The sequence below is a fragment of the Bradyrhizobium sp. USDA 3364 genome, from assembly GCF_054056355.1.
The window spans coordinates 115,238-136,552 of record NZ_JBSRYG010000002.1; the positions used below are offsets into that span (position 1 = coordinate 115,238).

The following is a 21,315-nucleotide window of genomic DNA, read 5'->3' on the forward strand; positions in this document are numbered from 1 at the left end:
ATCGAGCCAACTCGCAGGAGATCGGATGACCCAAGGATGACAGGCGGGTTGAAGATCACGACCGGCATCATTGCCGCGGTGCTGGTCAGTGCGGCGGTGGCTCAGGCGCGCAGCGTGCTGGCCCCGCTTGCAGCCGCCCTGTTCATCATTGCGATCGTCTGGCCCGTTCAGGAGCGGCTGCAGTCGTGGCTGCCGAAACTCCTCGCGCTCGCCATCACCGTCGTCGTTACGACCTCTGCCTGCGTCGCATTTGCCTCGCTCGCGGCGTGGGGTTTCGGCCGTGTCGGGCGCTCCTTGATTGCGGATGCGGCGCGATATCAAGCCTTCTACGACACCGCCGTGATATGGCTGGACGGCCACGGCGTCTCGTTCGCAGGCCTTTGGGCGGAGCATTTCAATGTCGGCTGGCTGCTGCGCGTCGCGCAATACGTCACCGGCCGCGTCAACACGACGCTGAGTTTCTGGCTCATCGTGCTGGTCTATGTCGTGCTGGGACTTCTCGAAGTCGAAGATGCTGGTCGACGCATCCAGCGATTGGAGAATCGCACGGCCGCGCGCATCTTGCTCAAGGGCAGCACGGCCACGGCCGCCAAGTTTCGCAAGTATATGCTGGTGCGGACGCAGATGAGCGCGGTCACGGGTCTCCTGGTCGGCCTGTTCGCCGCCGTGACCGGACTGCCATTCGCGTTCGAATGGGGCGTCATCGCCTTTGTCCTCAACTACATTCCGTTCATCGGCCCTTTCATCGCGACGTTGTTCCCCACGCTGCTCGCCATGACGCAGTTCGAGAGTTGGCCCGCGGTGTTCGGTGTGTTCGCCTGTCTCAACGTCATCCAGTTCGTGGTCGGTAGCTATATCGAACCGCGGGTGGCCGGCTCGACGTTGTCGATCTCGCCATTCCTGGTGCTGTTTGCGATCTTCTTCTGGAGCTCGCTTTGGGGCCTGTTCGGGACTTTCATCGGCGTGCCGATCACGCTCGCTATTCTGACCTTCTGTGCCGAGAGTCCGTCGGCCGCATGGATCGCCGATTTGTTCGGCGGAACGCCCCAAGACAGGCCGGAAACGTCCTAGCTTCCGGCAATTTCCACCCGCTCGGGCTCGGCGAGGCAGAGCTTCCGGTCCGGCCCGACCACCATTCTGTGGATATAGAAATAGCTGACCGCATCATCGGTCGCCCCCATCACCGGCGACGGGGCAGAGACGATCTTCGACGCACCGCATGTACCGATCCAATCGATATGCCGGTGACCGTGCATCACGACCGAGCGATCGGAAAACTTTTGCAACCTGCGTACAAACCAACTGCCGTTGATCAGGGCCGTCCCGACGCGTTCGGCGAACGTCTTGACCGGCATCGGATACTCCATCAAGTGATGATGCAGCGCGATGATCCAGCATGCCGTCGGGAAATGACGGATCGCAGCCTCCAATCGCCGGGTTTGCGCTTCCGAAACCAAACCGAGCGCGTTGGTGAAGGAAAAGTGGGTTTCTGCGTTGGAGTTGAGAATGGCGATCCCGAGGCCACCATCCCGGTCCGGCGGCAGGATCATTGGGAATTGATCATCGAACAGGCCGCGGACCGCCACTGCACGGCGCACCCCCCCGTGCTGCGCAAATTGGACGATCCGGTCTTGGTAAGGTGCCAGCGCCTGGTTCAGCGTAGCCGATGTTTTGCCGGAACCGTCGATGACATGCACGCGATCGCCCTGGACCGCCGCAATCGCCGACAGGGTACGCATCTGCCGTAGCCGCTTGCCTGGGCTGAACGGCAGGTCGAGGCGCGCGGGATTGGCGCGATCCACGACGTTAACGTCATGATTGCCCGGGAGCATGATGATGCGTGCTGCAAGCTCAGGATGACCTGCCAATGCATCGAGAAATTCCGCCCATTCGCCGGGCCGGCCAGCATCCGTCATATCGCCGCTGATCAGCACATGGTCGAGCGGATCGACGGCGTGAATTTCGGCGAGGCGAGCCAGCACGCGATGGAAGCGCTGGTTTCCCCGCGGACCGGCCGTCCCGCTTTCGATGCGGAAGCCGTATCGCTCGCCGACCACGTGAAGATCAGACAAATGCGCAAGGCGCCAACAGCGGCCGCCGGGCGGCGTCGCGTCGAAGGCGGCAAGGTCGGCCGGTTGATCCATGCTGGCGTCGGCCACACTCCAGGCCAGTGATGCGACCGCAAGATAGCTGGACACCAGCACCACGGCGTTCGCGAACGTCGGCACCACAAGACGATGGACCAGAACAAGGTCATTGACGGTCGCAGTCCATTGCGAAGCAGGCCAGGACAGGACCGCGATCAATGCCGCACCTGCAGAGAGCAGCATGCCGGCGCCGATTGAGCAATTGCGGCGCAGCCTTATGCGAGACGCAGGAGTTGCGCCGGTTCGCCAGAGCAGTTCCGCCAGATGGCCCAGCGCCTCGCGCGTGAAGGTGTAGCTCGGTTGCACCGCGAGCGCGTTCAATGACCAGAAGTTTGTTTCTGCGATTTGAAGCAGCGGTCGCCCGCCGAGCCACCCTAACGCTGCGATCACAACCAGCGCCAGCACGGCCCCCACTTCGGACAACGCCAGAACTTGTTGCGAAAGGCTCGAGATCCAGGCGGACGCGACCAGCGGCGCAAGACCGAGCAGCAGGCCCGGAAGCAGAAGTGAAACCGTCCAGGCGAATAACAGCTTCGCCGGGCTTATCTCAACCAGGAGGCTGCCCACGATCGCGAACAACGAACGTTGTTCGGGACTGGCGGCATTGTCCTCGAAGTCGCCATCGCGGGGATCAAGCAGCACGCCGACGTCCCTCCGTTGCGCAGCGTATTGACACAAACGCAGCTAGCGTAGCGTCCTGAAGAACTCCCGCACCTCGCGGACGAACAGCTCGGGCTGTTCGAACGCCGAGAAATGCCCGCCTTTCGGCATCTCGTTCCAGTGCTGGATGTTGGTGAAGTTCGGTTCCATCCATTTGCGGACCGGCGTGACGATCTCCTTTGGAAAGACGGCGACGCCGGTCGGCACACTTACCTTGTGCGGAATTCGCTTGCCGGGCCCGAAGCTTTCCCAGTAGAGCCGCGCCGACGATGCCGCCGTCTCGGTCACCCAGTACAGCATGACGTTGTCGAGCATCTCATCGCGGCTGAGGATGTTTTCCGGATGGCCGTCGCAGTCGGTCCAGGCCCAGAACTTCTCCAGTATCCAGGCCGCCTGCCCGCTCGGCGAATCCGTCAGGGCATAGCCGAGCGTCTGCGGCCGGGTGGACTGCTGCTTGGAATAGCCGGAATCCCAGTCGGCATAGTATTTGATGCCGTTGAGCGCGCGGGTTTCCTCCGGCGTCGGCTGCCCCTCGACATTGGGCCGGGTCGACATCGCAAGCGTGATGTGGATGCCGGCGCAGTGCGCCGCGTCTTGTCCGCCGATCGCGGTGGTGACCGCGGAGCCCCAATCGCCGCCTTGCGCAAAATAGCTGGTGTAGCCGAGCCGCTCCATCAGCACCGCCCAGGCCCTGGCGATCCGATCGACACCCCAACCGGTCGCGGCCGGCTTGGCCGAGAAGCCGAAGCCCGGCAGTGACGGACACACTACATGGAAGGCATCGGCCGCGCTTCCGCCATGCGCGGTCGGATCGGTCAGCGGTTCGATCACCTTATGGAATTCGACCACCGAGCCCGGCCAACCATGGGTGATGATCAGGGGCCGCGCTTCGGGATGGTTTGAGCGGACATGGATGAAGTGAATGTCGAGCCCGTCGATCTCGGTCGTGAACTGGCTGAAACGGTTGAGCCGCGCCTCGCGCTGCCGCCAGTCATACGTCTCGGCCCAATGGTGGCAGATATCCTTGATCCATTTCAGCGGCGCGCCCTGGCTCCAGTCGTCGACCAGTTCGGCTTCCGGCCAGCGGGTCCGGCGCAGCCTGACACGGAGATCCTCGAGGACATCGTCGCCGACGGCGATGCGAAACGGGCGGATGGCGGTGTTCATGGCGTCTCCCCGGGATGCAGAACTTTCCGGCGAAGATAGGGGCGGACGGGTCGGCGATCAAACCGCCCTACGGCGCTACCTGCCGATCGCCGCCTCCAGCAGCGCCTGGGCCTGCTTGGTGGCCGCGGCGAATGCCGGTTGCTCCGGGGCGTGCTGAACGAAGCAGCGCTTGAAGGCGTCCTCGCCCTGCTGTCGCAGGTCGCCGAGCTTGTCATAGGCCGCCCTGGTAAACTGCTTGCGCTCGAGCTTCTCGGCCGCCGCGTCGGCCTTCTTGTTGTAGTCGGTGCGGATCGCCGTGCACCCTGGCACCTGCACGGTGGGCTCGATCTCGCCATAGGCGATGTACATCTTGCCGCCGGCGAGCACCGCCACGAACACCTCGTCGGCCGCCTCGGGGAACGAATCCTGGGTGCGGCCGGCCAGGAAACCATACGTCAGAGTGGCCGACACCGGTTTGACGACCGGAAGCTCGTTGAAGTTGATCACCGCCGCATCGGTCGAGATCGCCTGGGTGTAGAGGCCCTCGAACTTCAGCGCCGCATCGATCTGTTGCGGCACGTTCTTGCTGCCCTTGTCCCACCAGGTCTTGTGCTCATGCAGCCAGCGCGCGAACAGCGATTCGGTGGTGACGATGATATGGGCCTTCGGCTCGACGAAGCTCCCGTCGGCGCGCTTCTCGCCGATCTTGGCGCCATCCCTGCCGGTACCGGCATCGAAGCGCAGGCCATCCAGCATGCCGAACCCCATATCGCCTTTATATAGAGTGTCGAGGTTGAGCTGGGCGGGGCGCGAAGCCCGGCCGGACTGGCTGGGACAGGATCACGGTGAGTTGCCCCTTCAGCTCGTCGCGCGCCGCCGCCTCGGCCTTGTCGACGGCCTCGTTGATCTTGTTGTCGTTCGACAGCTTGGCGAACTTGGCGATCGCGGCGTCACGCGTCGCGATGTAGCGGTCTTCCGGCGACGCGGCGCGCGCCTGCGAAGGGAGCAGGATCGGGGACAGGATGAGAACAAGGCGGACAATAAAATGCATGCCCTGTGGTCGCCCGCAGGGCATGCAAGGTTCAAGGTCACGGGTACTACCAGCTATCCGTCGCCGGCAGGCCCTCTGCCGGCGCAGGATCTCGTCAGGCGAACCGGTCAGCCCGCCTTTGTCAGGCCGTCCGTGTCAGGCCGCTTTGGACTTCGCCACGTGGGTGGCGATCGCGTCCATCAGCGGCGGCGACAGGCAGTCATAGGGCTCGAGCCCAAGCTCCTTCAGCCGCGACCTGATCCCGGCCATGTCCGCCGGCTTGACGCCGGACTCGATCACCGAGGACACGAATGCGGCAAATCCCGGAGCGGCCGAGCCGGACTCCTGGAACAGCTCGGGATGGATGAAGTCGAGGCCATAGAACGGGTGGCCCTTGTTCTCGATCCGGCCGTACATGTGCGTCCCGCATCCCGTGCAGGCATGGCGCTGGATCACGGCGGCGGCATCGACGATCTTCAGCTTGTCGCCGTTCTCCAGCACGGTCACGTTCTCGCGCGGAACGACCGCGACCACCGAGAAGGTGGCGCCCGAAGGCTTCCAGCATTTGGTGCAGCCGCAGGCGTGGTTGTGGGCGACGTCGCCCTTGATACCGACCTTGACCTTCTTGTCCGCGCATTTGCAGACCAGCGTGCCGCCGGCAAAGGCGCCGGAGCCTTGTTTGACGCCATTGTCGACTGACGGGTGGATATGAACAGTCATTGACCTATCCTCCTAGTGCTTGGTGTTTTGGTTTCAGAATACGACGACCGAACGGATCGATTTTCCCTCGTGCATCAGGTCGAAGCCCTTGTTGATCTCGTCGAGCTTCAGCACATGGGTGATCATCGGATCGATCTGGATCTTTCCGTTCATGTACCAGTCGACGATCTTCGGCACGTCGGTGCGGCCGCGCGCGCCGCCGAAGGCGGTGCCCTTCCAGACACGTCCGGTGACGAGCTGGAACGGCCGGGTCGCGATCTCCTTGCCGGATTCCGCGACGCCGATCACGACCGAGACGCCCCAACCGCGGTGGCAGGCTTCCAGCGCCTGGCGCATCACGTTGGTGTTGCCGGTGCAGTCGAACGTATAGTCGGCGCCGCCGTCGGTCAGGCCGACCAGGTGCTGGACGATGTCACCGGAAACCTTGGTCGGGTTGACGAAATGGGTCATGCCGAACTGTTTGCCCCACGCTTCCTTGGAGTCGTTGATGTCGACGCCGATGATCTTGTCGGCACCGACCATCTTGGCGCCCTGGATCACGTTGAGGCCGATGCCGCCGAGGCCGAACACGACGACGTTGGCGCCCGGCGTCACCTTGGCGGTGTTGACGACCGCACCGACGCCGGTGGTGACGCCGCAGCCGATGTAGCAGCTCTTGTCGAACGGCGCGTCCTCGCGAATCTTCGCCACCGCGATCTCGGGCAGCACGGTGAAGTTCGAGAAGGTCGAGCAGCCCATGTAGTGGAACACCGTCTTGCCCTTGTAGCTGAAGCGCGAGGTGCCATCGGGCATCACGCCCTTGCCTTGCGTCGCGCGGATCGCGGTGCAGAGATTGGTCTTCTGGCTGAGGCAGCTTTTGCACTGCCGGCATTCGGGCGTGTAGAGCGGGATCACATGATCGCCCGGCTTCACCGACGTCACGCCGGCGCCGACCTCGCGAACGATGCCGGCCCCTTCGTGACCCAGGATCGAGGGGAAGATGCCTTCGCTGTCGAAGCCGTCGAGCGTGTAGGCGTCGGTGTGGCAGATGCCCGTCGCCTTGATCTCGACAAGGACCTCGCCGGCCTTGGGGCCTTCCAGATCGAGCTCGACGATCTCAAGCGGCTTCTTTGCTTCGAATGCGACTGCGGCGCGGGTCTTCATCTTGGTCTCCACTAACATCAAACAGGTTTGTCGTTCGCGCCGGACACGCTCACTTCTTGTCGTTGGTGCCCATGCAGGCATCTTCGGCCTTGCCGTAAGCTTCCGACTTGTCTTCGTGCTTGGCCGGCCGAACACGCCCAACCGCGTCATTGGCGCGGGCGCGCAGGTACACATAGAGGTCGTCCATGTAGCAGGCAACGTTCGGGTTATCGCCGAACGCCGGCATCACGTTTTCCTGCGACGTAGACACGTTCTTGCGCCCGCTCGCGACCACACCCATGAAATCCGCGTAGCTCATGGACTTCAGCGAATCCTTCAACGCCGGTGCATATGTCGATCCCATTCCATCGGGTCCGTGGCAGACGTGGCACTCCGAGTGATAGCGGCGGTAGCCGGAGTAGGTGTACCAGTCCACCGTGCCGTCGGACGCAACCTTGAACGTCGGGTTTCCATCCTTGTCGAGATACTTGCCGTCCTCGGATTTGACGGCGGTTGGATCACCCACGTCCTCGGCGAAGGCAACTCCGCCCATTGCCACGACAAAGATCGCAGCAGTCACAAACCAGATCTTACGCAAAAGCATATCCTCGCGTGCGATTGAAGACGGACCGGCGCATGGAGTTGGTCCATGCGCCGGAACGAGGTTCGTTCAGCTCACTGCTGCGGCAGCGAGAACACGGTGAGCGTTCCACCGAGTGCGGTGTAGTTGCTCAGCGCGGCATAGCCACCGACTGCACCGAGACCGGCCGTCGGATCAGTCAGACCAGCCGCGAGGCCGATGCCTGCCCAACCGCCAACACCCGACAGAATGGCGACGTACTGCTTGCCACCATGTTCATAGGTGGTGACGTTGCCGATGATGCCGGACGGGGTCTTGAACTTGTAGAGCTCCTTGCCCGTCTTGGCGTCGACAGCCTTCAGGTAGCCTTCCAGCGTGCCGTAGAACACCACGCCGCCGGCGGTCGCGAGCGCACCCGACCAGACCGAGAACTGCTCCTTGTTCGACCACACGATCTTGCCGGTCTTGCCGTCCCAGGCAATGAAGTTGCCCATGTTGGTCTCACCGGGAGGCGGATACATCGACAGCGTCGCGCCGACATAGGGCTGACCTGCGGTGTAGCTCACCTTGAACGGCTCGTAGTCCATGCAGACGTGGTTGGTCGGTACGTAGAACAGCTGGGTATCCGGCGAGTAGGCCGCCGGCTGCTCGTCCTTTGAACCCAGCGCCGCCGGGCAGATGCCCTTGACGTTGTGGTCCTCACCGGCCTTGTCGGTCGACGCTGCGTCAAGAACCTTCGGACGACCATAGGTCGGAGAGTCCTTCTTCATGTCGACGCCGGAGGTCCAGTTCACCTTCGGATCATACTTTTCGGCGACCAGCAGTTCGCCGGTGGCGCGATCGAGGGTGTAACCGAGGCCGTTACGATCGAAGTGCGTCAGCAGCTTGCGCGCCTTGCCGTCGACCGTCTGATCCGAGAGGATCATCTCGTTGACGCCGTCATAGTCCCATTCGTCATGCGGCGTCATCTGGTAGACCCACTTGGCGACGCCGGTATCGGGGTTACGCGCCCAGATCGTCATCGACCACTTGTTGTCGCCGGGACGCTGCTTCGGATTCCAGGTCGAGGGGTTGCCCGATCCGTAATAGATGAGGTTCAACTCGGGGTCGTAGGAGATCCAGCCCCAGGTCGCGCCGCCGCCGATCTTCCACTGATCGCCTTGCCACGTCTTCAGGCTCGAATCCTTGCCGACCGGTTTGCCGAGTTCGGTGGTCTTGTCGTCGACCAGGATCTGGTCATCCGGACCTTCCGAGAAGCCGCGCCAGACCAGCTTGCCGGTCTTGATGTCGTAGGCGCTCATGTGCGCCTGAACGCCGAACTCGCCGCCGGAGATACCGATCAGGACCTTGTCCTTGATCACCATCGGGGCGGAGGTGCCGGTCGCACCCTTGCCGGGATCGCCGTTCTTCGCCGTCCATTCCACCTTGCCGGTCTTGGCATCGAGCGCGACCAGCGTGGTGTCGGCCTGGTGCAGGAATATCTTGCCGTCACCATAGGCGAGACCACGGTTGACCGTATCGCAGCACATCACCGGGATGACGTTCGGGTCCTGCTTCGGCTCGTACTTCCAGACGATCTGATTGTCCTTGGAAAGGTCAAGAGCATAGACCTTGTTTGGGAACGGGGTGTGCACGTACATCATGTTGCCGATGATCAGCGGACCGCCTTCGTGGCCGCGGAGCACGCCGGTCGAAAACGTCCAGGCGACCTGCAACTTTCCGACGTTCTGGGCGTTGATTTGATTCAGCTTCGAGTAACGCTGATTGCCGTAGTCGCCGGTCGGCATCACCCAGTCTTTCGGGTTCTGCGCCATCTTGTGGAGTTCTTCATTGGCATTGGCAGCTCCGACGGCGAACACCGCCATGGCCCCAAGACCAGTCGCGTAAAGCAGCTTGCGCATCGTGGATTTCCTCCCAGGTTCAAGAGCTCAAGGGTTTCCGCCGAAACGGCCCCACTTCTTCCATTTTGGTCCCTCAGTCGTAGTCCTCTCGAACCCTGTTGACTTGCCCAAAAGAGAAGAGCCGTTTGCTCAAAAGCGAAGCTTCGTCAGATTTTTGCGGCCCGGCCCCGAATGGGCAGGAAAGCCTGCTTCATGTTGCAGGGCATCAATCGCGGTCGGCGCATATCGAGCGCCAGATCACGCGTTCTAAGGTTGCGCTTGACGAGCCCAGAACTAAGTCGGAGGATCACCCGACATTACCGGGAAGAAATCCCGCCGCCTCCCTAAGCTGTTCAGAATCAGGGAGAAGGCGCATCATTCCGGGCCAGATTTAGCTCGGTGAGCAGTCACGTTGGGGATCGAATCGGTGGCTGGAAAGATGTCCGATACAGTCCATTCACTCAGCACGAACGGATTGACGCCCAAGCGGCAGATCCAGCGCTGGTCGGATGCGCTCACTGACCTCTGCGGTCAGTTCGATGTCGATGCGCTGGAAGGATCCTCACTCGAGGGCCGGATCAACTTCACGACGGTATCGCGATTGAAATTGTGCCAGATCGAGGCAAGCCAGCATCGCATCGCCCATACCATCTCGCGCATCAAACTGAGCGAGCATCCCTACATCAAAATCGTCTTCCAGACCCACGGCGTCTCGCATTTCGAGCAGGACGGTCTGCACTTCGACATCATGCCGGGCGACTGCTTCGCCTACGACGTGTCGTGTCCGCATACGATCATCAGCCCATCCCTGACGCGTCACGAAGTTGTCATCGTGCCGAAGGACCTGCTCAAGGAGCGCGGCTTCCAACTCTCCAAGATGGCACCGTGCAAGCTGTCGGCGCGCAACGGCACTGGACGCATCGCCTATGATTTCGTCCACGCCGCGTTCGGCGAGGCGCCGACGCTGACGCCGGTGAACGCGGTCGGCGTCGCCGACGCGCTGATCGACCTCTTGCTGCTGCCGCTGCGCGAGACCGGTGCGATGTTCGACCGCGGCAGCGCCGAGGCAACCTATGTGCGGGCGCAGGGCTTCATCCGCGAGCATCTGCGCGATCCCGACCTGTGCATCGACCGCATTTCGGCGGCGCTCGGCTGCTCGAAGCGCTATCTGCACATGCTGTTCAGCGATCGCGGCATGACGGTCAGCGACTACATCTGGAAGGCCCGGCTGCAGAACTGCCGGCAGGAGCTGGAATCCCAGAACGGCAAGACCATCACCGATGTCGCATTCTCGTGGGGCTTCTCGAGCTCGTCGCATTTCAGCCGCGTCTTCCGGAAGTATTTCGGTATCGCGCCCTCCTCCGTCCACAAGGGTCAGCATGGTGGTATACCGGTGGACGTGGTGCTGGAATAACACTTCCGCCCAGCGTGCGGGCGCCACACCATGCTGTCCGCCATCAAGCTGTCGTCGATCCAGACCTGGGCGCGCAACCTCAAACGGGACAGCGTCGCACTCTATCTCGCATCGCGTGATTTGCGCGTACCTTGGTACGCCAAGGCGCTCGCCGTTGCCGTCGCGGCCTATGCGCTGTCCCCCATCGACCTGATCCCGGATTTCATCCCGGTCATCGGCTATCTCGACGATCTGATCCTGCTGCCGCTCGGCATCTGGCTCGCCATCTCGCTCGTTCCGGACGAGGTGATGGCAGAATGCCGTGCCAAGGCCAGCACCGTATTGCAGCGTCCGATCAGCAGGGCCGGTATGATCGCGATCATCGTGCTCTGGATCGCCGGTGCGTGCGCGCTGGCGTGGGCCGCTTTCACATACTGGCCGCGGTAGCCGCCTTCGGCACCAGCGCCTCGACCGTCACGCCATCGTCGCTGGAGTCGATCTTGAGCGAGCCTCCGAGCGCGAGGATGCGTTCCTGCATGCCGGTCAAACCGCGACCAAGCCGGTGATCCCTGAGCAGGCCGCGGCCGTTGTCGCGAACCCGCACCAGCGCGCAGCCGCGGTTGCCGCGCACGCCGGTCTGCCGCTCCGCAGGTTCGATCGTGATGTCGACCGCCGTGGCGCCGGCGTGGCGGAACACGTTGGTGAGCGCTTCCTGGACGATGCGATAGATCGTCAGGTCGGCCATCTCGCCGGTGTCGCCCAGCGCCTGCGATATCCTGCTCTCGATCTCCACCTCCGGGTGCGACTCGCTCCACAGCCGCACCAGCGCGCCAAGCGCCTCCGCGAGTCCGAGTTCGGCCAGTCCCACAGGCCGCAATCGCTCGAGGATCCGGCGGGTGAACTGCTGCAGCGCGTTGACCTGTTCGAGGATGGCGTTGCCATGCTTGCGTAGCGCCAGGGGATCAGGCTTGTCGATCTCGGACAGCCGGGTCAGCGCGCCGGCATGCGCGCGCAGCGCAAACAGATAGGGCCCGAACTCGTCGTGCAATTCGCGCGCGATCTCCTTGCGTTCGGAATCCTGCAGCGACACGGCACGTTCGGCGAGCTGCCGCTTGCTGTCCACGGCCTCACCCAGGGTCGCCGCCAGATGGTTCAGTTTGGCACAGATCGCGGCTAATTCCGGCGATCCGCCGGGCTCGACGCGTGCCTCGTAGTCCCCGCCCTCGATACCGATCATCGCCTGCGACAGCGCCTCCAGCGGTGCCAGCGCGCGGCCGACCACCAGCATCGTCACGAGAAGCAGCACCACCGCGATCGCGGAGCCGACCTCGAGCTGGGTGACGATGCCGTCCCAGATCTCGGCGATCTCATCGTCCGGATGCGACGTGATGACGAGCGATTGCGCCTTGCCATGAACCGAGATCGGCACCCGCACCGAGGTCTGCTCGGGATGCACCAGCGCGACGAACCACTCCGGCGCGGCGCGCAAATCGCCGGTGGCCTCGGCGCGCTCGGGAGATTTGGCGGTCGCGCCATCCTGCCGGGTGATGCTGACGTGGCGCAGCCGGCTCAGGTCCTGGACGATCTGGTCGAGCCGCGCATCGGGATCCGGCGCTTCGTCCAGACCGGCCACGATCGTCGCAACGAATTCACGCGCCAGCCGGATAACACTTTGATCTTCTGCCTGAACGCGAGGTCCCGCCTCCAGCACCAGCCGCGCGATGTTGATGCCCAATCCAAGCGCCAATATCAGCGCCAGCAGCAGGTTGATCCGTGCGCGCAAGGATAGCTTTTGCCACATGACGTTGCCCCCGACCGCGATCCCTCCTCCGAGAGGATCGTTGACAGCCAAATTTGCCCGGCTATCTAATCGCACCCTATCGCAATCCGGTGCGAGGTGCATAACCGGTCGGAACCGAGGTGTTCTTCGTGCAAACTGATGTGACGATGAGTGAATCAAAGCGGGCCGCGGAACAACGCCATGCGCATTCTGATCGTTGATGATCATCCCATCGTTGCCTCCGGTTGTCGCACCGTGTTCGCCGACGATCCCGAGATCACCCTGCTCGAAGCGGCGGATGCCGAAAGCGGCGAGCGGGCTTTCGTCGCGGAAAAACCCGATCTCTGCGTGATCGACATCAACCTGCCGACCGTCTCCGGCTTCGAACTGGCGCGCCGGATCCTGACCCGCGATGCATCGGCGCGCCTCATCATGTTCAGCATGAACGACGACCCGGTGTTCGCCGCCCGCGCCATCGACATCGGCGCCAAGGGCTACGTTTCGAAGACCGGCGATCCCAACGATCTGGTCGAGGCGGTGCGCGAAGTCGGCAATGGCGGCGTCTATCTGCCGCCGGCAATCGCACGCAACGTCGCCTTTGCGCGACCGGGCTTCGCGCAGAATCCGCTTTCGAAGCTCACCTCGCGCGAGATGGAGATCCTGCGCCTGCTCAGTTCCGGCAAGAGCCTGTCAGAGATCGCCTGGCTGGTGCATTCGTCATACAAGACGGTCGCGAACACGTCATCGATCATGCGTCAGAAGCTTGGCGTGCGCACCTCGGCAGAGCTCGTACGCCTCGCGATCGAGAGTGGCGTCGCCTGACGCAGCACTCCAACACAAAGGAATATGGCAATGCAGACGGTTTCCCAGAACAAGTCGCATGGCGGCACGCAAGGTGTCTATCGGCATCCGAGCCGCGAGACCAAGACCGACATGACCTTCTCGGTGTTTGTCCCCGAACATGCAGCCGGCGCCAGATTGCCTGTCGTCACCTATCTGTCGGGCCTGACCTGCACCCACACCAACGTCACCGAGAAGGGTGAATTCCGCCAGGCATGCGCCGAGCTCGGCCTGATCTTCGTCGCGCCCGACACCAGTCCGCGCGGCGAAGGCGTCCCCGGCGATCCCGCCAATTCCTACGATTTCGGCCTCGGCGCCGGCTTCTATGTCGATGCGACTGAGCAGCCGTTCGCGAACAATTACCGGATGTGGAGCTATGTCACGGAGGAATTGCCGAAACTGATCGCCGAGCAATTCCCGGTCGACACGGCGCGGCAGTCGATCCTCGGTCACTCCATGGGCGGCCATGGCGCGCTGACGGTGGCGTTGCGGCATCCCGATCGTTATCGCGCGGCGAGCGCGTTTGCGCCGATCGTGGCGCCGTCGCAGGTGCCGTGGGGCACCAAGGCGCTTGGCGGCTATCTCGGCAGCAACAAGCGGGCGTGGCGCAAGCACGACGCCGTCGCGCTGATCGAGGATGGCGCCCGCTTCTCCGACCTGCTGGTCGATTACGGCGATGCCGATAATTTTCTCGCCGAACAGCTGCGGCCTGAGCTGTTGAAGGCGGCGTGCGAGAAGGCCAACATTCCCCTCACCCTGCGACGTCAACCCGGCTACGACCACAGCTACTACTTCATCTCGACCTTCATGGCCGACCACCTGCGCTGGCACGCCGCACGGCTGAAGGCGTGAGCGACAATTTAGGACGGCCCCGGTCCATCTCCGTCATCCTGAGGCGCGAGCGAAGCGAGCCTCGAAGGATGCACGGCCCGGTCGGTGGCCGTCGACCCTTCGAGACGCGCGCAAGTGCACGCTCCTCAGGGTGACGGACACACATTTGTGCGTGCGAGCTACCGCGCCTGCGGCGCGCCGTAGTTCGGCGCCAGCAGGCGGTTGCGCACGAGGTAGTCGGTGGCACGCGACCAGGATTCGTTGGTATTGCCGCGCATGTCGGCGCTCGCCGCAGCCACCAACTGCCCGCTATGTACGTCGCGCAGATAGAGATTGATGTTGAGGATGAGGTTGGAAACCTTCTGCACGACGCCGGTCATCGCAAGGTCAGCGCCGAGCTCGCCGGCCAGTTTCACGTCGCATCCGCCGCAGGCCTGAAGATTGCTGCCGTGCGCCGCAACATTGACGGGTGCGATGTCGAGCACGCGGAACTTGCCTGAATCAGCGAGCGCCTTGCGCACCTGATCGGCGGCTCGGAGCAGCCGCGCCTGCTCGTCGGTCCGCGGCCCGTTCACCTCGCCCTGCAGGCTGGTGTCGATCATCTCGAGATCGAATACCGCAAGCGTGGGCGGTTCGGCGCCCGCCGCCGCAGAAACCACCAGCAAAGATACGGCGAAGACAAAAGCTGATCTCATGATTGTGAACCAATCGAAATTGTAATCTCGCAACGACAAAAAGCGGGGTTGCAAGCTAGGCCAATTCCGGCATCTTGCAAGTCACCAGCATGGAAACCGGCTTTCGACAAAAGCCATGCCGAGTGAAGAAAGACTGCGGGAGGAGTTATGTTCCGATGGCTGATCGGCACGATCGCGCTCAGTATGATGGCGACCGGAGCGCTGGCAGCTGATCCCATCGAGATCCATATCGGCTATCTCGGCCGTGCCGGCGTCAAATCGACGCTCTCGCTGGTCGAGCAACCTGCCGACAACGACGGCATCGCCGGCGCGCGCCTTGCGATCGAGGACAACAACACGACCGGAAAATTCCTCAACCAGCGCTTCGCACTCGACGAGGTCAAGGTCAAGGATAGCGACGATGTCGCCAAGATCGCGACCGATCTCGCCGGCCGCAACGATTACATCATCACCGACCTGCCCGCCGACGCCCTGCTCAAGGTCGCCGATGCGCTGCGCGAGCGCGGCACGGTGCTACTGAACGCGGGCGCGATCGACGACCGGCTGCGCGAGCAGGATTGCCGCGCCAATGTCATCCATGTCGCGCCGACCCGCTCGATGCTGGCGGACGCCCTCGGCCAGTACCTGGTGTGGAAGCAGTGGAAGCGCTGGCTGCTGGTGACCGGCTCGCATGATCAGGACAAGCTCTACGCCGACGCGCTGCGCCGCGCCGCCACGCGGTTCGGCGCCAAGATCGTCCAGGAACGCACATTCGAGGATACCGGCGGCGCGCGCCGCACCGACTCAGGCGTGACGCTGATCCAGCGCCAGATGCCGGTGTTCACGCAGCAGGCGCCGGCCTACGACGTGCTCGTCGCCGCCGACGAGAGCGAGGTGTTCGCGAACTATCTGCCCTACCGGACCTGGGATCCGCGCCCGGTGGCGGGTTCGGCGGGCCTGGTGCCGACCAGCTGGGACGCCGCGCATGACCAATGGGGCGCCGTCCAGATCCAGAATCGCTTCGTCAAGCTGAACATGCGCCGCATGACCGCGCTCGACATGCAGGCCTGGACCGCGGCGCGGATGATCGGGGAAGCCACGTCACGCACCAATTCGGGGGATCCCAAGAAGGTCATCGCCTTCCTCAAGAGCAAGGATTTCTCGATCGCCGCCTTCAAGGGCACGCGATTGACCCTGCGCGACTGGAATTGGCAGCTCCGCCAGCCGATCCTGCTGGCCGATGGTCGTATGGTCGTTTCGGTCTCGCCGCAGGAAGGTTTCCTGCATCAGGTATCCGAACTCGACACCCTCGGAGTTGACCGGCCCGAAACGAAGTGCAAGCTGCAGTGAGGGAGATGAAACGCATGTGGCGCCGCTGTCTGTTGACCGGGATGCTCATTTGGCTTGCCGCGACACCGGCGTCCGCCTTCGTTGCCTACGTCTCCAACGAGAAGGGCAACACTGTCACCGTGATCGACACCAATAGCTGGACGGTGACGAAAACCATCAAGGTCGGCCAGCGGCCGCGCGGCATCGAATTCTCGCGCGACGGCAAGTTCGTAATGGTCGCGGTCGGCGACGACGACACGATCCAGGTGATCGACACCAAGACCCAGGAGATCGTCGACACCCTACCCTCCGGCCCCGACCCCGAATTGTTCACCCAGGACGCCGCCGGCAAGACCATGTATGTCGCCAACGAGAACGACAACACGGTCACCGTGATCGATCTCGAGAAGCGCGCCCGGATTGGCGACATTCAGGTCGGCGTCGAGCCCGAGGGCATGACGATCAGCCCGGACGGCAAGACCCTGATCAACACGTCCGAAACCACCAACATGGCGCATTTCATCGACACCACGACGCGCCAGATCGTCGCCAATGTGCTGGTCGATTCGCGGCCGCGCTTCGCCCAGTTCAAGCGCGATGGCTCTGAATTGTGGGTCTCCTCCGAGATCGGCGGCACGGTATCGATCATCGATCCGGCCAAGCGCGAGGTGACCGGCAAGATCACCTTCGAAATCCCGGGCCTGCGCAACGAGGCGATCCAGCCGGTCGGCATCGGTATGACCAAGGACGGCAAGACCGCGTTCATCGCGCTCGGGCCCGCCAACCGCGTCGCGGTGGTCGATGGCGCGACCCACAAGGTGCTCAAATATCTATTGGTCGGCCAGCGGGTCTGGCACATGGATTTCACCCCGGACGAAAAATATCTGATGGTGACCAACGGCGTCTCGAACGATGTGTCGGTGATCGACGTTGCGTCCCAGAAGGTGATCAAGACCATTCAGGTCGGCGAACTGCCCTGGGGGATCACGATCGCGCAGCCATGACCGCAACCGACGCCCATATCGCGAACCAGCCGTCGCCAAATGCAGGCCCTGTCGCGGCCGTGCAACCGGCACTGTCGATCGGCAATGTCAGCCACAGCTACGGTCCGCGGCGCGCCCTGATCGATGTCAACTTCACGGTTCAGCCTGCGAGCTTCACCGCATTGCTGGGCCTTAACGGCGCCGGCAAGAGCACGCTGTTCTCGCTGGTGACGCGGCTGTTCGGCATCCAGAACGGCCAGATCAAGATCTTCGGTCACGACATCAGCCGGACGCCCGGTGAAGCGCTGCGGCTGATGGGCGTCGTGTTCCAGCCGCGAACGCTTGATCTCGATCTCTCGCTGACGCAGAACCTGCTCTATCACGCCGCGCTGCACGGCATCTCCAGGCGCGAAGCACGGCTGCGCAGTGCCGAGGTGCTCGGCCGCATCGGCCTTGCCGACCGCGCCGGCAGCAAGGTCCGCGACCTCTCGGGCGGCCAGATGCGACGGCTCGAGATCGCCCGTGCGCTGCTGCACCGTCCGCGGCTGTTGCTGCTCGACGAGGCGACCGTTGGGCTCGACGTCAAGGCGCGCGCCGACATCCTCGACCATGTCCGCCAGCTCGTCACCGAACAGGGCATCGGCGTGCTCTGGGCGACGCATCTGTTCGACGAGATCATGCCGGGCGACGACCTCGTCGTGCTGCATCAGGGCCGGATGCTGGCGCACGGCCCGATGTCGCGCGTGATCGCCGACGCCGGCGCCCAGGACGTCAACACCGCGTTCATGCGCCTGACCGGAACGGCAACCCTCACCGGAAAACCGCCAACATGAGCAGCACGACGGTCACGCCCGAGCGAAGCGGCTTCTCGCTGTCGGAATACATCGTCTGCCTGAACGGCATCGTATGGCGCGAGGCGCTGCGCTTCCTGCATCAGCGCGAGCGATTCGTATCGGCGCTGGTCAGGCCGCTGGTCTGGCTGTTCATCTTCGCGGCCGGCTTCCGTCAGGTGCTCGGTATCTCGATCATCCCGCCCTATGAGACCTACATCCTCTACGAGGTCTATATCGCGCCCGGCCTGATGGCGATGATCCAGCTGTTCAACGGCATGCAATCCTCGCTGTCGATGGTCTATGACCGCGAGATGGGCAACATGCGCACGCTGCTGGTCAGCCCGTTGCCGCGCGGATATCTCCTGTTCTGCAAGCTGCTCGCCGGCACAGCAGTGTCGCTGCTCCAGGTCTACGCGTTCCTGCTGATAGCGTGGTTCTGGGACATCACGCCGCCGACCGTCGGCTACCTCACCGTGCTCCCGGCGCTGGTGCTGTCGGGCCTGATGCTCGGCGCGTTGGGCATGCTGATCTCGGCCAGCATCAAGCAGCTCGAGAATTTCGCCGGCGTGATGAACTTTGTGATCTTCCCGATGTTCTTTGCATCGTCGGCCCTCTACCCGCTCTGGCGGGTGCAGGAAGGCAGCCCGATGCTGTACTATGTCTGCCAGTGCAATCCGTTCACGCATGCGGTGGAGCTGATCCGATTTGCGCTGTATGGCAAGATGAACTGGGTTTCGCTCGCGGTGGTCGGCGGCTGCACGGTGGTGTTCATGATCGGCGCGATCCTGGCTTACGATCCATCGCGCGGCTTGGTGCGCCGCGGACCCGGCGGAGGCGAGGCATGACAGGCTGGCGTTCAGGACTGGGCACGCTGCTCGCGATGGTTCTGTCGAACCAGGTCGCGTTCGGCGCCGACCCGCGCTATCCCGACTGGCCGTGCCAGCAGGCCAAGGTGCCGGAAATCTCGCTTGCCGCGGTCTGGGCCGGGCCGCCGCTCGGCGATGCCGAGACCAGATGGAAGGACGATCCGAAGATCAGCGCCCTCGCCACCAGGCTCGCGGCGCGCCGCGTGCCGCTGGAGGATGCCCAGAAGCAGATCACCGAATTCCTGTCCGCTGCCGCGGCCGACAAGGCCAATGCGGGAAAACTGCTGTTCGCGGGCCTGTTCGATACGCTCAACGGGCAGCGCGCCTCGGTCATGAACGGGCTCGAGCGCGTGATGCGCAAGCAGCGCGAGGCGGCGGAAAAGATCCGCGACGACACGATCAAACTGCAGGCGCTGCAGGACGCCACGCCCCCGGACCAGGCCAAGGTCGATGAACTCGGCAACCAGCTAGTCTGGGAGACGCGGATCTTCGAGGACCGCGGGCGCGTGGTGAAATTCGTCTGCGAGGTGCCGACCGCGATCGACCAGCGCCTGTTCGCGCTGGGCCGCACCATCCAGCAGGAGCTGGATTGAGGCCTGCGACCGATCGCCCCGGGATGAATAACCTACCGCCAGGGCCGAGCCGATCCGGAACAAACTGCGCTGCCCGCTCGTTGACTCAAACTATATCTGAAGTTGGGAGACCACGATGAGAGCAGCCAAGATCGTCATGACCAGCCTCGCCGCCGCGAGCCTGATCACCACAGCGGCTTTGGCCCAGCAACCCATGTCGGGAACAGTCACCAAGATTGACCGATTGAGTGGAACCATCTCCATCCAGCAGACGCAAGGCGGCACGGTGGGCGCGGCCGGCGGCGCGATTCAGGAATACAAGGTGCCCAAGGGACAGTCGCTCGAAGAGCTCCACGCTGGGGACAAGGTGTCCTTCTCCGCCACCGAGGGCAATGGCAGCAAGACGGTCGACAAGCTCGAGAAGCAGAAACCGTGATTGCTCGCGGACGCGCGTGAACGCGAGGAGGATCATTTCTCCTCGCTTCCCTCCGTTGGGCGCGGCTCGGGTTCAGCGGCTGCGAGCGGAAGCAGGTCACGCTCCCAGCCATCGATTCCATCCGGATACCACGCGACATTGCGATAGCCGTAGGACATTACCCGCTTGGCGGCGTTCCAGGACATCCAGCAGTCCTCCTGGCAATAGATCACCAGCAACCTCGCGGTGTCTCCATCGGAGGCGTGGGCAAGCCCGCGCCTCAGATAGTCCTCCGTCGCCGCAGCGAGCTTGCCGTAACCGGTGTCGGGCAGCCAGATGCTGCCGGGAATGTTGGAATGCGGCCGATCGCGCCACACCGTACCGGCGGGCAGGTTCGCCGGCTTCGGCGCGCGCGGCAACACGTCGATGAAGGCCCCGGACTTGTCGCGCCAGATCGCTTCTGCTTCCGCGGTCGAGAGCACCCGTGCGCCGGCAAGCGTAGCCGGCACCGGCGCGCGATAATCCTCGGTGCGATAACCTTCGGGCTCTGCGGGCTTGTCCTGCGCACGGACCGGCGAAGCGGCGACAAACATCACCGCGAGCATGGCCGCGAGCCTGATCATGGCGACGTCATGGCGACTTGGTCGCGGTCTCCGGACCGATCGGGCGGTCGTTCTCGTCGAGCAGCGGAACGCCGTAATCGAGCAGGATCTTGTTGATCGCCGGCTGGTTCTCCTGGATCAGGCGATTGAGCTGCCGCTTCCAGTTCTGGTCGGACGCGCGCACGCCCATGCCGATGCGATAGACCAGCTTCGGTCCGGTGGTCTCCTTGACCAGCGGCGCGATGTGCAGCGGCGGGTTCGCCTTCTTGGCATAGAAGCCCGCCATCGGTCCCCACAGGATGCCGGCGTCGATCTCGCCCTTTTCGAGATCGTTCATCATCGCCTCGGCCGAGGAATCATAGCGCGTGTCGATCATCAGCGGATAAGGCTTCGCGTTGCTCATCAAGCCGTTGATGGCCATGTTGGTCGCCGGCGGCGTTCCCGCCACGATTCCGATATGCTTGCCCTTCAGCCGCTCATCCTCGAGCGTCGTGACCTCATCTAACCCACTGCCCGGTTTCGCGACGATCGCATAGGACGTACGGTAATAGGGATTGGTGCCCTGCGCCAGGTCATCGCCTTGCGGAAAACCCATGATGACGTCGCAGCGATGCGAGCCGAGCGTCATTCGCACGAAGCCGGTCGCCTGCGGAAAGTACATGTAGTCGAGCTTCTTCTGCAGCTTCCCGGCCAACAGCTCGCCGATCTTGTTCTCAAAACCCTCACCCTTGTCGTTCGAGAATGGCAGGTTGCGCGGATCGGCGCAGATGCGCAGCACCTTGGGATCGACCAGCTCGATGGAGAGTTCGCCCTGATCGTTGACCTGCGCGCGCGCGATATCGCGACCGGCAAGACAGGCAATCAAGCCGGCAAGCGCGAGCAGAACAGGACGGCATCCGATAACTCTCATTA

At 63.3% G+C, this 21,315-nt stretch carries 23 protein-coding genes; 11 read left to right on the forward strand and 12 right to left on the reverse strand.

Translation table 11 applies throughout. The annotated features are described in order from the left end of the window. Positions 1-36 precede the first annotated feature (36 nt). Positions 37-1,071 carry an AI-2E family transporter gene (locus ACVILL_RS00760; RefSeq protein ID WP_456727385.1) on the forward strand — a complete coding sequence of 345 codons (1,035 nt, stop codon included), beginning with the start codon at positions 37-39 and terminating at the stop codon, positions 1,069-1,071. On the opposite strand, the gene ACVILL_RS00765 is transcribed toward ACVILL_RS00760, so the two are convergent. From ACVILL_RS00765 to xoxF5, 8 genes are all read right to left on the reverse strand, one after another. Then, positions 1,068-2,789, reverse strand: coding sequence for a metallophosphoesterase family protein (locus ACVILL_RS00765; protein WP_456727386.1), 1,722 nt, complete (start codon positions 2,787-2,789; stop codon positions 1,068-1,070). The two genes, ACVILL_RS00760 and ACVILL_RS00765, sit on opposite strands and share 4 nt — an antisense overlap. Before the next feature lie 42 nt (positions 2,790-2,831). Continuing rightward, positions 2,832-3,974 (reverse strand): epoxide hydrolase family protein, encoded by a 1,143-nt coding sequence (locus ACVILL_RS00770; protein WP_456727387.1) that lies wholly within the window; start codon positions 3,972-3,974, stop codon positions 2,832-2,834. Positions 3,975-4,049: 75 nt separating this feature from the next. Beyond that, positions 4,050-4,709, reverse strand: coding sequence for a hypothetical protein (locus ACVILL_RS00775; protein ID WP_456727388.1), 660 nt, complete (start codon positions 4,707-4,709; stop codon positions 4,050-4,052). 19 nt (positions 4,710-4,728) lie between these two features. Continuing rightward, positions 4,729-5,004: a hypothetical protein gene (locus ACVILL_RS00780; RefSeq protein ID WP_456727389.1), complete on the reverse strand. Its 276-nt coding sequence runs from the start codon at positions 5,002-5,004 to the stop codon at positions 4,729-4,731. 135 nt (positions 5,005-5,139) lie between these two features. Further along, the gene (gene gfa / locus ACVILL_RS00785; protein ID WP_456727390.1) at positions 5,140-5,703 is read right to left on the reverse strand and encodes an S-(hydroxymethyl)glutathione synthase; all 564 of its coding nucleotides are present in this window, start codon (positions 5,701-5,703) and stop codon (positions 5,140-5,142) included. A gap of 33 nt (positions 5,704-5,736) precedes the next feature. Further along, a complete protein-coding gene (locus tag ACVILL_RS00790) occupies positions 5,737-6,846 on the reverse strand; it encodes an S-(hydroxymethyl)glutathione dehydrogenase/class III alcohol dehydrogenase (protein WP_074125487.1) in 1,110 nt (369 codons plus the stop codon). A 49-nt stretch (positions 6,847-6,895) separates the two neighbouring features. Beyond that, positions 6,896-7,378, reverse strand: coding sequence for a c-type cytochrome, methanol metabolism-related (locus ACVILL_RS00795; RefSeq protein ID WP_456734136.1), 483 nt, complete (start codon positions 7,376-7,378; stop codon positions 6,896-6,898). Positions 7,379-7,500: 122 nt separating this feature from the next. Continuing rightward, positions 7,501-9,306 carry a lanthanide-dependent methanol dehydrogenase XoxF5 gene (xoxF5, locus tag ACVILL_RS00800; protein WP_456727391.1) on the reverse strand — a complete coding sequence of 602 codons (1,806 nt, stop codon included), beginning with the start codon at positions 9,304-9,306 and terminating at the stop codon, positions 7,501-7,503. Positions 9,307-9,724: 418 nt separating this feature from the next. On the opposite strand from xoxF5, the gene ACVILL_RS00805 reads away from it, so the two are divergent. Next, positions 9,725-10,699, forward strand: a complete 975-nt coding sequence (locus ACVILL_RS00805; protein ID WP_456727392.1) for a helix-turn-helix domain-containing protein — start codon at positions 9,725-9,727, stop codon at positions 10,697-10,699. A gap of 30 nt (positions 10,700-10,729) precedes the next feature. Then, positions 10,730-11,125: a YkvA family protein gene (locus ACVILL_RS00810; protein ID WP_456727393.1), complete on the forward strand. Its 396-nt coding sequence runs from the start codon at positions 10,730-10,732 to the stop codon at positions 11,123-11,125. Here ACVILL_RS00810 and ACVILL_RS00815 read toward each other — a convergent pair. Further along, positions 11,106-12,479 (reverse strand): histidine kinase, encoded by a 1,374-nt coding sequence (locus ACVILL_RS00815; protein ID WP_456727394.1) that lies wholly within the window; start codon positions 12,477-12,479, stop codon positions 11,106-11,108. The two genes, ACVILL_RS00810 and ACVILL_RS00815, sit on opposite strands and share 20 nt — an antisense overlap. A 180-nt stretch (positions 12,480-12,659) precedes the next feature. Between ACVILL_RS00815 and ACVILL_RS00820 the strand changes: the two genes are divergently transcribed. Together ACVILL_RS00820 and fghA are read left to right on the forward strand one after the other, a co-directional pair. Continuing rightward, positions 12,660-13,280, forward strand: coding sequence for a response regulator transcription factor (locus ACVILL_RS00820; RefSeq protein ID WP_146987533.1), 621 nt, complete (start codon positions 12,660-12,662; stop codon positions 13,278-13,280). A 24-nt stretch (positions 13,281-13,304) separates the two neighbouring features. Continuing rightward, positions 13,305-14,150 carry an S-formylglutathione hydrolase gene (gene fghA / locus ACVILL_RS00825; RefSeq protein ID WP_456727395.1) on the forward strand — a complete coding sequence of 282 codons (846 nt, stop codon included), beginning with the start codon at positions 13,305-13,307 and terminating at the stop codon, positions 14,148-14,150. Positions 14,151-14,308: 158 nt separating this feature from the next. Here fghA and ACVILL_RS00830 read toward each other — a convergent pair whose 3' ends face one another. Then, positions 14,309-14,824, reverse strand: a complete 516-nt coding sequence (locus ACVILL_RS00830; protein ID WP_456727396.1) for a DUF3280 domain-containing protein — start codon at positions 14,822-14,824, stop codon at positions 14,309-14,311. A 147-nt stretch (positions 14,825-14,971) separates the two neighbouring features. Here ACVILL_RS00830 and ACVILL_RS00835 point away from each other — a divergent pair, with 147 nt between their 5' ends. The 6 genes from ACVILL_RS00835 (at position 14,972) to ACVILL_RS00860 (ending at position 19,822) form a co-directional block, all read left to right on the forward strand. Beyond that, positions 14,972-16,153 carry an ABC transporter substrate-binding protein gene (locus ACVILL_RS00835; protein ID WP_456727397.1) on the forward strand — a complete coding sequence of 394 codons (1,182 nt, stop codon included), beginning with the start codon at positions 14,972-14,974 and terminating at the stop codon, positions 16,151-16,153. Between the two features lie 5 nt (positions 16,154-16,158). Next, entirely contained in the window at positions 16,159-17,136 is a 978-nt protein-coding gene (locus ACVILL_RS00840; RefSeq protein WP_456727398.1) for a YVTN family beta-propeller repeat protein, read from the forward strand. After that, the gene (locus tag ACVILL_RS00845) at positions 17,133-17,948 is read left to right on the forward strand and encodes an ABC transporter ATP-binding protein (RefSeq protein ID WP_456727399.1); all 816 of its coding nucleotides are present in this window, start codon (positions 17,133-17,135) and stop codon (positions 17,946-17,948) included. Before ACVILL_RS00840 ends, ACVILL_RS00845 begins: the two co-directional genes overlap by 4 nt. Beyond that, complete coding sequence (locus tag ACVILL_RS00850; protein WP_456727400.1) at positions 17,945-18,793, forward strand: ABC transporter permease; 849 nt, start codon at positions 17,945-17,947, stop codon at positions 18,791-18,793. Before ACVILL_RS00845 ends, ACVILL_RS00850 begins: the two co-directional genes overlap by 4 nt. After that, positions 18,790-19,407 carry a hypothetical protein gene (locus ACVILL_RS00855; RefSeq protein WP_456727401.1) on the forward strand — a complete coding sequence of 206 codons (618 nt, stop codon included), beginning with the start codon at positions 18,790-18,792 and terminating at the stop codon, positions 19,405-19,407. The genes ACVILL_RS00850 and ACVILL_RS00855 overlap by 4 nt, the downstream gene beginning before the upstream one ends. Positions 19,408-19,522: 115 nt before the next feature. Then, a complete protein-coding gene (locus tag ACVILL_RS00860; protein WP_456727402.1) occupies positions 19,523-19,822 on the forward strand; it encodes a copper-binding protein in 300 nt (99 codons plus the stop codon). A 32-nt stretch (positions 19,823-19,854) separates the two neighbouring features. On the opposite strand, the gene ACVILL_RS00865 is transcribed toward ACVILL_RS00860, so the two are convergent. Both ACVILL_RS00865 and ACVILL_RS00870 read right to left on the reverse strand, forming a co-directional pair. Next, a complete protein-coding gene (locus tag ACVILL_RS00865) occupies positions 19,855-20,424 on the reverse strand; it encodes a PQQ-dependent catabolism-associated CXXCW motif protein (protein ID WP_456727403.1) in 570 nt (189 codons plus the stop codon). 7 nt (positions 20,425-20,431) lie between these two features. Next, on the reverse strand, positions 20,432-21,313 hold the full coding sequence (locus ACVILL_RS00870) for a substrate-binding domain-containing protein (RefSeq protein WP_456727404.1): 882 nt from the start codon (positions 21,311-21,313) through the stop codon (positions 20,432-20,434). Positions 21,314-21,315 lie beyond the last annotated feature (2 nt).

Coding starts and splice junctions, on each gene's coding strand:
- ACVILL_RS00760 (WP_456727385.1), top strand. CDS start 37: ATGACAGGCGGGTTGAAGATCACGACCGGCATCATTGCCGCGGTGCTG.
- ACVILL_RS00770 (WP_456727387.1), bottom strand. CDS start 3,974: ATGAACACCGCCATCCGCCCGTTTCGCATCGCCGTCGGCGACGATGTC.
- ACVILL_RS00775 (WP_456727388.1), bottom strand. CDS start 4,709: ATGCTGGATGGCCTGCGCTTCGATGCCGGTACCGGCAGGGATGGCGCC.
- ACVILL_RS00780 (WP_456727389.1), bottom strand. CDS start 5,004: ATGCATTTTATTGTCCGCCTTGTTCTCATCCTGTCCCCGATCCTGCTC.
- gfa (WP_456727390.1), bottom strand. CDS start 5,703: ATGACTGTTCATATCCACCCGTCAGTCGACAATGGCGTCAAACAAGGC.
- ACVILL_RS00790 (WP_074125487.1), bottom strand. CDS start 6,846: ATGAAGACCCGCGCCGCAGTCGCATTCGAAGCAAAGAAGCCGCTTGAG.
- ACVILL_RS00795 (WP_456734136.1), bottom strand. CDS start 7,378: ATGGGCGGAGTTGCCTTCGCCGAGGACGTGGGTGATCCAACCGCCGTC.
- xoxF5 (WP_456727391.1), bottom strand. CDS start 9,306: ATGCGCAAGCTGCTTTACGCGACTGGTCTTGGGGCCATGGCGGTGTTC.
- ACVILL_RS00805 (WP_456727392.1), top strand. CDS start 9,725: ATGTCCGATACAGTCCATTCACTCAGCACGAACGGATTGACGCCCAAG.
- ACVILL_RS00810 (WP_456727393.1), top strand. CDS start 10,730: ATGCTGTCCGCCATCAAGCTGTCGTCGATCCAGACCTGGGCGCGCAAC.
- ACVILL_RS00815 (WP_456727394.1), bottom strand. CDS start 12,479: ATGTGGCAAAAGCTATCCTTGCGCGCACGGATCAACCTGCTGCTGGCG.
- ACVILL_RS00820 (WP_146987533.1), top strand. CDS start 12,660: ATGCGCATTCTGATCGTTGATGATCATCCCATCGTTGCCTCCGGTTGT.
- fghA (WP_456727395.1), top strand. CDS start 13,305: ATGGCAATGCAGACGGTTTCCCAGAACAAGTCGCATGGCGGCACGCAA.
- ACVILL_RS00830 (WP_456727396.1), bottom strand. CDS start 14,824: ATGAGATCAGCTTTTGTCTTCGCCGTATCTTTGCTGGTGGTTTCTGCG.
- ACVILL_RS00835 (WP_456727397.1), top strand. CDS start 14,972: ATGTTCCGATGGCTGATCGGCACGATCGCGCTCAGTATGATGGCGACC.
- ACVILL_RS00840 (WP_456727398.1), top strand. CDS start 16,159: ATGAAACGCATGTGGCGCCGCTGTCTGTTGACCGGGATGCTCATTTGG.
- ACVILL_RS00845 (WP_456727399.1), top strand. CDS start 17,133: ATGACCGCAACCGACGCCCATATCGCGAACCAGCCGTCGCCAAATGCA.
- ACVILL_RS00850 (WP_456727400.1), top strand. CDS start 17,945: ATGAGCAGCACGACGGTCACGCCCGAGCGAAGCGGCTTCTCGCTGTCG.
- ACVILL_RS00855 (WP_456727401.1), top strand. CDS start 18,790: ATGACAGGCTGGCGTTCAGGACTGGGCACGCTGCTCGCGATGGTTCTG.
- ACVILL_RS00860 (WP_456727402.1), top strand. CDS start 19,523: ATGAGAGCAGCCAAGATCGTCATGACCAGCCTCGCCGCCGCGAGCCTG.
- ACVILL_RS00865 (WP_456727403.1), bottom strand. CDS start 20,424: ATGATCAGGCTCGCGGCCATGCTCGCGGTGATGTTTGTCGCCGCTTCG.
- ACVILL_RS00870 (WP_456727404.1), bottom strand. CDS start 21,313: ATGAGAGTTATCGGATGCCGTCCTGTTCTGCTCGCGCTTGCCGGCTTG.